This window comes from Capnocytophaga canis (genome assembly GCF_043187445.1).
Taxonomy (GTDB): Bacteria; Bacteroidota; Bacteroidia; order Flavobacteriales; family Flavobacteriaceae; genus Capnocytophaga; species Capnocytophaga canis.
Genome location: NZ_CP171121.1, coordinates 2,126,297 through 2,138,380, shown reverse-complemented (window position 1 = coordinate 2,138,380; position 12,084 = coordinate 2,126,297). Strand labels below are relative to the sequence as shown.

The 12,084-nt window shown below is 34.6% G+C and carries 9 protein-coding genes and 2 CRISPR repeat arrays; of the genes, 2 read left to right on the top strand and 7 right to left on the bottom strand.

Annotated features, from left to right (window positions below):
• Positions 1–280: 280 nt before the first annotated feature.
• The 4 genes from ACF3OB_RS09165 to ACF3OB_RS09150 all read right to left on the bottom strand — a co-directional run bounded on the left by ACF3OB_RS09165 (position 281) and on the right by ACF3OB_RS09150 (position 3,211).
• Positions 281–1,174 (bottom strand): phospholipase A, encoded by an 894-nt coding sequence (locus ACF3OB_RS09165; RefSeq protein WP_119652946.1) that lies wholly within the window; start codon positions 1,172–1,174, stop codon positions 281–283.
• 206 nt (positions 1,175–1,380) lie between these two features.
• Positions 1,381–2,076, bottom strand: a complete 696-nt coding sequence (locus tag ACF3OB_RS09160; RefSeq protein ID WP_095894431.1) for a metal-dependent hydrolase — start codon at positions 2,074–2,076, stop codon at positions 1,381–1,383.
• A gap of 42 nt (positions 2,077–2,118) precedes the next feature.
• Positions 2,119–2,721, bottom strand: coding sequence for an HD family hydrolase (locus ACF3OB_RS09155; RefSeq protein WP_042345088.1), 603 nt, complete (start codon positions 2,719–2,721; stop codon positions 2,119–2,121).
• Between the two features lie 43 nt (positions 2,722–2,764).
• Complete coding sequence (locus ACF3OB_RS09150) at positions 2,765–3,211, bottom strand: methyltransferase family protein (RefSeq protein WP_119652944.1); 447 nt, start codon at positions 3,209–3,211, stop codon at positions 2,765–2,767.
• A gap of 348 nt (positions 3,212–3,559) precedes the next feature.
• On the opposite strand from ACF3OB_RS09150, the gene ACF3OB_RS09145 reads away from it, so the two are divergent.
• Together ACF3OB_RS09145 and ACF3OB_RS09140 are read left to right on the top strand one after the other, a co-directional pair.
• Complete coding sequence (locus tag ACF3OB_RS09145) at positions 3,560–4,252, top strand: hypothetical protein (RefSeq protein WP_042009176.1); 693 nt, start codon at positions 3,560–3,562, stop codon at positions 4,250–4,252.
• A gap of 158 nt (positions 4,253–4,410) precedes the next feature.
• Positions 4,411–4,791: a hypothetical protein gene (locus ACF3OB_RS09140; RefSeq protein ID WP_392447509.1), complete on the top strand. Its 381-nt coding sequence runs from the start codon at positions 4,411–4,413 to the stop codon at positions 4,789–4,791.
• Between the two features lie 49 nt (positions 4,792–4,840).
• Positions 4,841–7,428: direct repeats of the CRISPR family, unit length 47 nt; unit sequence GTTGCAAATTGCTTTCAATTTTCCGTAACTTTGTGATTAGTTACAAC.
• 93 nt (positions 7,429–7,521) lie between these two features.
• On the opposite strand, the gene ACF3OB_RS09135 is transcribed toward ACF3OB_RS09140, so the two are convergent.
• From ACF3OB_RS09135 to cas1, 3 genes are all read right to left on the bottom strand, one after another.
• Positions 7,522–8,724 carry an IS256 family transposase gene (locus ACF3OB_RS09135; RefSeq protein WP_095893403.1) on the bottom strand — a complete coding sequence of 401 codons (1,203 nt, stop codon included), beginning with the start codon at positions 8,722–8,724 and terminating at the stop codon, positions 7,522–7,524.
• 114 nt (positions 8,725–8,838) lie between these two features.
• A CRISPR array of direct repeats spans positions 8,839–10,732; the repeat unit is 47 nt; unit sequence GTTGCAAATTGCTTTCAATTTTCCGTAACTTTGTGATTAGTTACAAC.
• Between the two features lie 112 nt (positions 10,733–10,844).
• Positions 10,845–11,183, bottom strand: coding sequence for a CRISPR-associated endonuclease Cas2 (gene cas2 / locus ACF3OB_RS09130; RefSeq protein WP_002663340.1), 339 nt, complete (start codon positions 11,181–11,183; stop codon positions 10,845–10,847).
• Positions 11,180–12,073, bottom strand: coding sequence for a type II CRISPR-associated endonuclease Cas1 (gene cas1 / locus ACF3OB_RS09125; RefSeq protein ID WP_392447507.1), 894 nt, complete (start codon positions 12,071–12,073; stop codon positions 11,180–11,182). Before cas1 ends, cas2 begins: the two co-directional genes overlap by 4 nt.
• Positions 12,074–12,084 lie beyond the last annotated feature (11 nt).

The following is a 12,084-nucleotide window of genomic DNA, read 5'->3' as shown; positions in this document are numbered from 1 at the left end:
TTTTAAAATTGAATACAAATTTACGTATTTAACAGTTAATCTACAACTAAAAAACATTACAAAACCTAATTTATAACGATTTTAAAAAAAGATACTACCCTATTTTACAGATTCTCAATACAAAATAAAAATTAGAGACTAATTCTTCTATTAAATTTCTTTACTTAAGCTCTATCAGCACTAAAAAAGTTAAGAAATAAAAAATAAAGCTAAATGAAGCTGTTCGAAAAGTATCGAATAGCTTCATTTTCTTATAATTTTATCTCACCCGAACTTTTTATTAAAAGCTGGAGAGCATGATACCTACCCCAATTGTATTTTGTTTGTGGTTATATTCGATGAGCGAATCTCCATAGCCTGTGGATACCTGAGCAAAAAGTCGTAATCCTCCTTTACCAACAGAATGTACATAGGTCAACTCGCCAAATCCTCTATTGTTTTTGAAGTTCAGATTGTTACGTGTTAAAAATAGAATTTGATGTCTTTTAGCCATGTAAAACACATTTAATTCAGCTCTTCCTACATAATCAATTATATCTGGATTATCATTATCATTTTTCTTTTCACTCATACGTCGCCAAAATCGGGTTATAAACATAAAATCTCCCCACTCGAAAGCATTCATTAAAATAATTCGATTCCAACTTCGGGAATAGAGATGTTCCTTTCCATTAGACTGGTGATTTAAAGAAAGTCCCGTCAAACGCCATTTAAAGCCTCCCGCGGATAAGTTCAAAGGAATTAAATACATGACCTCGGGTTCGTAATTTAATTCCCGAAACGGACGGGACAATTCTCCATTATAAACCTGCCAATATGCCTGTTGTGTGAAAGCTACCCAAATATCTCCTTTGGAACCTAAAAAATCCTGCCAAACTTTGGTTTTCAAACTTACTTGAAATTTCGTTTCTACATCCTGAAAATCCCGATATGGCGGATTTCCCCTAAGTGGATTGGTATTTTGTGGTTGCCGATTCATTCTATCTGTCCAACGAAAAGGTATCAAATAAATTGGTCGATATTCCGATGGTCTAAAAATACCTTGTTGGTCTTTATCGTCAATTTCAAACATTTTCGATAACGCACTCCCATATCGGTTGTATTCAATCTTTTCAATAATAGGCAGTATCGTATCCAAACGATGTTGATGATTCACCTCTTGCGATATAGCCATTTGACTAATAATCAATGATAATACTAAAGCTAAATTACTAATTTTCGTATTCAAAATGTTTCTTACATATTTTACAGAAGCTAAACAAGTTTATGTCTGAAAAATGAAACTTTTAACTAAAAAAGTTATTTTCAGAACCAAAAGATATTTTGCTTCCAATAGTTAGACAATTTGTGTTTAAGTACATAAACTTTAATCCATAGAGATTACCTAAAATCCTTTACATCAAAGCTTTCCCCAATATTTAACAAATGTAATTTCCTATTTTCTGCTGCAAATTTATCTATTGACGCTTGACGATCGATTTTGATAACATCAAAAGTATCATAATGCACTCCAAGGGTATGGATAGCATCTACGAATTTGGCCGCTGTTAAAGCATCTCGGACTCCCATTGTATAATTATTCCCTATTGGAAGAACCGCTAAATTTACTTTATATTGGCTTGGAATAATGGTCATATCCAAATGTAGTGCTGTATCTCCTGAAATATAGACTGTTAAGCCTTCATAGTTAATCAAAAAACCTGCGGGATTTCCTCCATACTTACCGTCAGAAAACGAAGACGAATGTACAGCTTTTGTCATTTTTATTTTCACAGTTCCATTCTCAAATCGGTATGAACCTCCAATATTCATTTCGTGTCCGTCCAAACCTAAAGATCTGTAGTGAGCCAGTATCTCTGGATTGGTAATCAGTTTTGCTCCCGTTCTTTTAGCAATAAATTCGGCATCCAAAATATGATCCTGATGTGCGTGTGTAAGTAGAATATAATCTGCTTTAACATCGGAAATATCAATATGTTTAGCTAAAGGATTGGCCGAAATAAAAGGGTCAACCAAGAAGAACTTGCCGTTAATCTCAATATTGACACAAGCATGTCCTAAATAAGTTACTTTCATAATATATCTTTTTTTGAATGTTTTACTTGAATCTCACTAAGTCTAATCGTTATTTATATGTACGATTTTTCCTGTATCAATACTTCGTTGTAATAGAATTTCAAATAATTCGGTTAGCTCTTCGGAACCTTTTTCCACCGCTGCCCCTACAATATTTCGTACCTTTTCGGCACTCACTTTGGCCTCCCTCCAACTTTTACCTGAAGTGTGGGCATTCAGTATAAAAGGTATAATTCTATCCACTGCCGAAGCAAAAATTGCATCAGCAGATTCTCCTGACTCGAATTCTTCCCACAAAGCTAAAAATTCGGCACTCAAAGGCTCTCCCAATATCCCAAAAATACGCTTTGCTGATGCCAATTCACGTTCGTACTTTCCAACCATCGCCTTTTCATCGTAGACAAAGGTGTCTCCAGCATCAATTTCTACTATGTCGTGAATAGAAAGCATTTTCATAACACGAAACAAGTCGATTTGCTCCTTATTCTTGGCATACGGATACATTATTTGAGCCAAAACCATCACTTGCCATGAATGTTCTGCCGAGTTTTCTCTACGTGTATCGTCTAAATTATAATTGCGACGCTGTACGTTTTTGAGTTTATCTAAGGTTAGTATAAATTCAAGTTCTTTTGCTAATTCCATTTCTTGATAATCTATATTTTTTATGGTATTTCATCTATTCTTTTCACAACCAACGCCTTGTTTTTTGACAATAATCCTCATATGATTTGCCAAAGATTCTTTTTAAAACCACTTCCTCAGGAATAATCTGAAAATAGGTAATGTATGCTACAAACCCTGCAACTCCAAACCATGAAAGACAATTTCCAAAATAAAAAACCAATCCTATCAATCCAAATGCCATTCCTAAGTACATCGGATTTCGACTAAATCTATAAATTCCTGTACTAACCATTCGACTACTTTTTTCAGGCGTTGTAGGATTAACCGTTGTTTTTAATCTTCTAAATTCCGAAACTCCCATCAGTGCAACTACTATTCCCGAAATAATAAAAATAGTAGATAACCAAATGGATTTCACTTCATAAAAAGGAAAAACAAAAGGAATGGAGATAATTACTCCCGAAAAAATAGAAAGAACAACGATAGGAGGAATTTTTAAATCTAACATAATTTTGAAATGTGTCTCTTGGTTGTAGTTCCTTTATCGAATAATTACTTAAGACGATGAAATATAAACATTTAACTTCGGAGCAAAGGTATGAAATAAAAGTGTATTTAAAATACGGAAAAGCTAAAAAATTATTAACGAGTTAATTAGGTTTTCATCTCAGTAGCATTACTTAAAATGAAAGCACCAAACAAAAAGGATTTTTTGATTATGTTCTTTATTTTTTGCATATCTTTGCTAACGTGGAGCGTAACTTTCAAAAAAAATGTACTTTTTCTTTTCTTGTACATTTAGATTTGCAATTTACATGAAATTTAAGACAAAAATAATGAATTTTATACCAATAAAATGAATATGGTCACAATAGAAGACATAATCAAGTTAGAAATATCAAAAGAGGATGTTATATTGTGTATTGAAAAAACAAAAAAGCACGAGTTTATTAACAATCTCAGATACAGACATAAAAATGTTCAGTTTGATTGCAAATTGCGTGGATATATTGGAGAATTAGCGATTGCAAAATGGTTTGCAAATAATGATATCACTTTAAGCTCCACGAATTATTTGGAAGATGGGGAAAATATAGATATTGATTTTTTGGTAAAGGGTAAAAATATAGAGTTGAAAACGTCTCTTATCCCCGACGCAGACAAAAACCTCGCTACTACCATTTCCAAAAGAGACATAAAGCTTATTAAAAGAGGGAATGATAGCATAGAGCAACTACGAGGTGATATTCATATGCAAATTTATTTTTCCCATAAAACAAAAGAACGCGACAACTGGCTAAAAACCCAAGACATCAACCTACATAATGATTCTGAATATCTCTATAATAAATTCCAGGCAGATCAATATTTAAACACAACCTTTTTTGTAGCATGGATTGATAAGCCTTCCTTGATAACAAAAATAAATTCAATTCCAATTAGTCAAAGATACTGGAGTTTCCGTTATTCGCAGCGATTTTTTTGGAATTGTAAACTTAATGTGAGTCGTAAACCTATTGAACTAATATCTTATATTAATAATCTCTAAGTTTATGTAAATTCCTTTCTATAAAAACATTTGATGCTCAACTAAATTTACACAAACAAGTTCTCTAAAGTTCAATAGCAAACGAACAAAACCTTAGTTCTAAATTCCAAAACACGAAAGTTAACACGTTGAAAATAAAAACCTTAATTCTTTATAAAATGAATAAGCAAGATAATATAATCATCTACGGAGTCGAATACCCAAATCCCGATAGTGTGCATTGGGAAGCAGAAGAATGCATCGACTTTCGTCTTTCCAGCATAGAGTACAGAACATTACTTCAAGGTTATCCTCCTGATTGGGACTGTCGCTATGCACCTTTCCAATTTCAAGATTGGCTATACATAACACGTTCAGGATTTTGGCTAAAAAAAATCAAATACGAAAAGCAAGAGGATGGTTTTTATCATCTTTCTCGACATCTTACGTCAGAAAAAGGACGAGGACATAATTTACTGCTTGAAATCTTTTGTAATGGATACTTTAAACCTTCATTATTTGAAGTCGTACAAAGAGCGGGCATATTAAATCGTCTGTAACTTTGTGATTAGTTACAACAATATCAACATGGATAACATGCGAGAAATCGTTGCAAATTGCTTTCAATTTTCCGTAACTTTGTGATTGGTTACAACAAGAAAAAGGCTTTAACTTAATCCACGATGTTGTAAATTGCTTTCAATTTTCCGTAACTTTGTGATTAGTTACAACCTCTCCCCACCACTTCCTCGCTTTCGCTCAGTTGTAAATTGCTTTCAATTTTCCGTAACTTTGTGATTAGTTACAACAGCCTCGTACGATGCGATTAGTTGTAATGAGTTGTAAATTGCTTTCAATTTTCCGTAACTTTGTGATTAGTTACAACTGCCTAACGCTACGTTGAGCTACACCGCCCGTTGTAAATTGCTTTCAATTTTCCGTAACTTTGTGATTAGTTACAACCCCGAGAAAATTGCCGTAGATAGCGATGTGGTTGTAAATTGCTTTCAATTTTCCGTAACTTTGTGATTGGTTACAACTCTTCTATTTCGTTTTTTCTGTTTGTATTTGTTGTAAATTGCTTTCAATTTTCCGTAACTTTGTGATTAGTTACAACATCACACATCTCTATTAAACTTTCTCTTTCGTTGCAAATTGCTTTCAATTTTCCGTAACTTTGTGATTAGTTACAACATTGGCATTAGGCGTATAGCTTACTGCCTAGTTGCAAATTGCTTTCAATTTTCCGTAACTTTGTGATTAGTTACAACACAGCAGTAGCCGTGTTGCATTTTCTGCGTGTTGCAAATTGCTTTCAATTTTCCGTAACTTTGTGATTAGTTACAACGTTTTTTTCCAAATACGGCACAGGCATTCGGTTGCAAATTGCTTTCAATTTTCCGTAACTTTGTGATTAGTTACAACAATGCAGAAATCATCATGGTGGGACTTGCGGTTGCAAATTGCTTTCAATTTTCCGTAACTTTATGATTAGTTACAACTCAACAAAGCCGACCGCCGTTTTGTACAGCGGTTGCAAATTGCTTTCAATTTTCCGTAACTTTGTGATTAGTTACAACCAGAAAAAAATTAAGCAGTATAACATAGATGTTGCAAATTGCTTTCAATTTTCCGTAACTTTGTGATTAGTTACAACTTTAAAGAAATCGGGTACAATTACGTTGTCGTTGCAAATTGCTTTCAATTTTCCGTAACTTTGCGATTAGTTACAACAGCCCAAAAAGAATTGTTAAAGGCTCAGCGGTTGCAAATTGCTTTCAATTTTCCGTAACTTTGTGATTAGTTACAACAAAATGTACAAGACTTAAAAAAAGAAAACGGTTGCAAATTGCTTTCAATTTTCCGTAACTTTGTGATTAGTTACAACACGATGAAGATAGTTACAATTTGTACATTGGTTGCAAATTGCTTTCAATTTTCCGTAACTTTGTGATTAGTTACAACTACCGTTTCTTTCTTTCGCTCCAATTCGATGTTGCAAATTGCTTTCAATTTTCCGTAACTTTGTGATTAGTTACAACATATCTGTTTTTCCATTGTCTAAACGCTTTGTTGCAAATTGCTTTCAATTTTCCGTAACTTTGTGATTAGTTACAACTATGCCCCAAGGTTGGAAGAAAACGTATCCGTTGCAAATTGCTTTCAATTTTCCGTAACTTTGTGATTAGTTACAACTATGCCCCAAGGTTGGAAGAAAACGTATCCGTTGCAAATTGCTTTCAATTTTCCGTAACTTTGTGATTAGTTACAACCGTGTCGTATTTGTCTAAAAGAGCTTGTGAGTTGCAAATTGCTTTCAATTTTCCGTAACTTTGTGATTAGTTACAACAAATATCCGCAATTGATTGACAGTTCGGGGGTTGCAAATTGCTTTCAATTTTCCGTAACTTTGTGATTAGTTACAACAAACAAAAATGTTTCATACATTTGCAGTGTGTTGCAAATTGCTTTCAATTTTCCGTAACTTTGTGATTAGTTACAACAACCTGGAGAACCGATTAAAATAACATTATGTTGCAAATTGCTTTCAATTTTCCGTAACTTTGTGATTAGTTACAACAAGAAATAGAGTGTTAATAACAGATAGTAAGTTGCAAATTGCTTTCAATTTTCCGTAACTTTGTGATTAGTTACAACAAAGACATCGCCCGATGGCACAAGCAACGGGTTGCAAATTGCTTTCAATTTTCCGTAACTTTGTGATTAGTTACAACGTTGAAAAGAATAGACCTGTTGATGGTTTAGTTGCAAATTGCTTTCAATTTTCCGTAACTTTGTGATTAGTTACAACCGCAGTGTTGTATATATGCCGATGGTTGATGTTGCAAATTGCTTTCAATTTTCCGTAACTTTGTGATTAGTTACAACAAAAAGATGTTATTGAGCTTGCTACTTTTAGTTGCAAATTGCTTTCAATTTTCCGTAACTTTGTGATTAGTTACAACATCCCGATAGGCTGTTGCTTGAGATACTTTGTTGCAAATTGCTTTCAATTTTCCGTAACTTTGTGATTAGTTACAACAATTACGGATGGAACCTACAAAGGCTTTAAGTTGCAAATTGCTTTCAATTTTCCGTAACTTTGTGATTAGTTACAACCTAAATCTTCAACTGATTGATAAATACCTGGTTGCAAATTGCTTTCAATTTTCCGTAACTTTGTGATTAGTTACAACAATGTGGTTTTGAAGAGCGTTAACATACTGGTTGCAAATTGCTTTCGACACTATCCCTCTAAGTGTGTAAGTTAAAAAGTTGGGGTTAAGTTTTTATAGTTTGAGTCTTTGTGCAAATATAAGCATAAATTGGTTTAAGACAATCCCCCAATTTTGGATAGGCATACTCCACTTTTTGGTAGCTTCTCTCAAAGCCAAGAAAACGGACTTTTGCACAGCTTCGTCTGTTGGGAAAGACAGCTTGTTTTTGGTGTATTTCCGAATCTTACCATTCAGATTCTCAATAAGATTGGTTGTGTAAATAATTTTTCTTATCTCTAACGGAAAATCGAAAAATACGGTCAATTCGTCCCAATTGTCATACCAAGATTTGATAGCATAGCCGTATTTTGACTCCCATTTTTGGGCAAAATCCTCCAAAGCAACCTTGGCAGCTTCCTTGTTAGGGGCAGTATAAATGTGTTTCATATCGGCTGTAAATTCTTTTCTGTCTTTGTAAACCACATACTTACAAGCATTCCTAATCTGATGAACCACACATATTTGCGTTTGTGATTGGGGAAAAACCGTGCGAATGGTTTGCGTAAATCCGTTTAAATTATCGGTGGCAGTAATGAGAATATCTTCCACTCCACGAGCCTTTAAATCAGTGAGAACGCTCATCCAAAAGGCGGAACTTTCATTCTTTCCGAGCCACATTCCTAAAACTTCCTTTTTTCCCTCTCGATTCAAGCCCACAGCAAGGTAAATGGTTTTGTTGACAACTTTTGAGTTCTCACGAACTTTAAAAACGATGCCGTCCATCCAAACAATCAGATACAGCTCGTCCAACGGGCGGTTCTGCCAAGCGACCATTTCATTGGTAACCGCATTGGTAATCCTTGATATTGTGGAAGTTGATACTTCAAAGCCGTACATTTCTTGGATTTGTTCTTCGATGTCGCTCACGCTCATTCCTTTGGCATAGAACGATACGATGATGTTTTCCAAACCATCGATAACGTTCTTGCGTTTAGGGACTAACATTGGGTTAAAACTACCGTCTCTATCCCTAGGAACTTGGATTTGTTCTTCGCCAAAGGAAGTTTTTATCTTCTTGGAAGTGTGTCCGTTACGATAATTTCCATCTTTAGTTTTGTCGTGTTTTTCGTTGTCCAAGTGAACCTCGAGTTCGGCATTGAGCATATGTTCCACCGCTTTTTTGTGGAGCTCTTTAAAGAAACCTGTCAAGTCCTCAGCAGTCTTAAATGACTTGTAAAATTCTTTGCTGTTGAGCAATTCTTCCTTGTTAATCATATCTGTTTAAATTATGGGTCAAAAATAGTTAAAAAGTTATTTCCGAAATTTTTTTTGAGCTTTTAAGGGCTCAAAAAATTTCAGAATAACTTTTCAACTTACACAGATTATGGGATACTCCTTTGCTTTCAATTTTCCGTAACTTTGTGATTAGTTACAACCGAACAAGTACAGCAACGTATTGCGAGTTTGTTGCAAATTGCTTTCAATTTTCCGTAACTTTGTGATTAGTTACAACACTATTTTGTGTCATTTGTTTTTTTTCCCTGTTGCAAATTGCTTTCAATTTTCCGTAACTTTGTGATTAGTTACAACCGAACAAGTACAGCAACGTATTGCGAGTTTGTTGCAAATTGCTTTCAATTTTCCGTAACTTTGTGATTAGTTACAACACTATTTTGTGTCATTTGTTTTTTTTCCCTGTTGCAAATTGCTTTCAATTTTCCGTAACTTTGTGATTAGTTACAACATAAACTATTGTTTATACTTTTGTCGAATAGTTGCAAATTGCTTTCAATTTTCCGTAACTTTGTGATTAGTTACAACGCAAGAGAACAATTAATTTACAAACTTATAGTTGCAAATTGCTTTCAATTTTCCGTAACTTTGTGATTAGTTACAACTTCCGACATGGATGGCGTTATAATTAAAATGTTGCAAATTGCTTTCAATTTTCCGTAACTTTGTGATTAGTTACAACGAATAAAGTGTTTTGGACTCATTCAGAAGTGTTGCAAATTGCTTTCAATTTTCCGTAACTTTGTGATTAGTTACAACATAAGTTTTCTATGGGTGGTTTAACTAGTCGTTGCAAATTGCTTTCAATTTTCCGTAACTTTGTGATTAGTTACAACAAATGATTTTGTTTCCATTTTAAATATTTTGTTGCAAATTGCTTTCAATTTTCCGTAACTTTGTGATTAGTTACAACTTTCAATGGTGTGGGCGTTGGCAGGTAGCGTTGCAAATTGCTTTCAATTTTCCGTAACTTTGTGATTAGTTACAACCACCTCCAACAACATCATTCCGTTTTTCACGTTGCAAATTGCTTTCAATTTTCCGTAACTTTGTGATTAGTTACAACAAAGAAATTAGTAATCACAGAGAAACGTTTGTTGCAAATTGCTTTCAATTTTCCGTAACTTTGTGATTAGTTACAACTAATTGCTATATGCAGTGTTTTAATTTTTAGTTGCAAATTGCTTTCAATTTTCCGTAACTTTGTGATTAGTTACAACTTTTTTTCGTTTTCTTTTTTTATTTGTTCCGTTGCAAATTGCTTTCAATTTTCCGTAACTTTGTGATTAGTTACAACCAATCGAAGTCAGATACATTTTGCTCCTTAGTTGCAAATTGCTTTCAATTTTCCGTAACTTTGTGATTAGTTACAACATGATTATTTTCACCATAATCATGTCGACCGTTGCAAATTGCTTTCAATTTTCCGTAACTTTGTGATTAGTTACAACTCTAACGATGCAGTTTTAAGTTTCGATGAAGTTGCAAATTGCTTTCAATTTTCCGTAACTTTGTGATTAGTTACAACTTATATGACATAGTATTTACTACATCATCTGTTGCAAATTGCTTTCAATTTTCCGTAACTTTGTGATTAGTTACAACATGTTGCAACGGCAAGACCTATGCTGAGTGGTTGCAAATTGCTTTCAATTTTCCGTAACTTTGTGATTAGTTACAACAATATCTCTTTTTAATAATATCTTCCTTCTGTTGCAAATTGCTTTCAATTTTCCGTAACTTTGTGATTAGTTACAACCGACAATGGAGCCACCTCGCAAACTCCTAAGTTGCAAATTGCTTTCAATTTTCCGTAACTTTGTGATTAGTTACAACAAAAATTACGCTGAAACCCCCAATGCCTCAGTTGCAAATTGCTTTCAATTTTCCGTAACTTTGTGATTAGTTACAACTTTTGCTTTTGAGAAACTTTATTTTCTTCTGTTGCAAATTGCTTTCAATTTTCCGTAACTTTGTGATTAGTTACAACCTCAAAAAATAATCCTCTGTCTGTCAGAGGATTATTTTTGTTTTTAGAAATAAAAAATTGAGCAAAAAAAGAATAAATCGGGCTGAGTAAATCCATTTTTTTCATTCTATTTCTAAAATAACTCGAGCTGCTGGTAAGTAGGTGGCGGATCTTCGCGTACTTTAGAATGAAATATTTCCATATCACCAAACTGCTTATCTGTAATCGTCATTACGGCTACTTTCCCGTATTTGGGAAGCATCATTTTTACTCGTTTTTTATGCACTTCTGCATTTTCTCTACTCGGACAGTGCCTCAAATAGATAGAAAACTGAAATAAAGAAAATCCATCATCTTCCAAGCGTTTTCGGAAGAGATTGGCTGCTTTTTGCATTGCCTTGGTCTCGGTTGGCAAATCGTATAAAACCATTACCCACATAATTCTATAAGCGTTAAATCGTTCGGAATTCATAACATTTTAGGATAAGAAATTTGTCTTTTTTCGCCCGTATAGCATTTGTACAGAGAGGAAACGGTAGATTTTACCGCAACCAATAGCGGACGCACCTGTTCGTCTATTTTCACATCTTTGGTAGCGATTTGCAAAAAATAAGCTTTCGCTTCTTTGGTCAGTTCTTCGGCTTCAGGATTCTTTTCCAACCATCGGATGACCAATAAATCCACAAAAGGACGGTAAGGTTCCATTAGGTCATCTGCCAAACAGTAGGCATTGTATTTGTTTTTGTGAAAAATCCCCAAAACGGGCAGTAAGCCTGTTTCTACAATGGCTCTTGCCACGATACTTCTCAATACGGAATAACCAAAATTGAAAAACTGATTGGGCGAATCGCCGTAGCGTTCGCGTAAAAAATCGGGGTGAATGAGGTATTTCCAATAGTGCTGTGCAGCGATGCCTTCCATATTACTGGTATCGCCCGATTTCACTTGGTTGAGATACTCATACATCGGACTGGCGTAAGTTCCAAGTCGTTCCAAAACAGCGGCTTGATTGGCTATTTTGCATTCTATAGTTTGTTTCCACAGCTGTTTTTTGAGCGGTTCGCTGGCTTCTATCTGGTCTTTTATGCGTTGGGAATGAATCGCATTTCCGTGCAGCGGTAGCATTTGTCCGTGTGGGAGATGATGAGCATCGCAACTGATAATCACCACATTGTTTCCCATCAGCCACTGTATGAGCTGATGGGAAATGGTAATCTGAAAGTGGTCGAGCATCAACAAACCCAAATCTTCTACCGGAACGCTCCCTTTCTCTGCTTTGGTTTCAGGACAAACGATTTTCATCTGTTGGTCTTTCAACTTCAAATATGCTGGATTGCCAATGTAAATGGAGCGGTAGAGCATAATTTCATCGT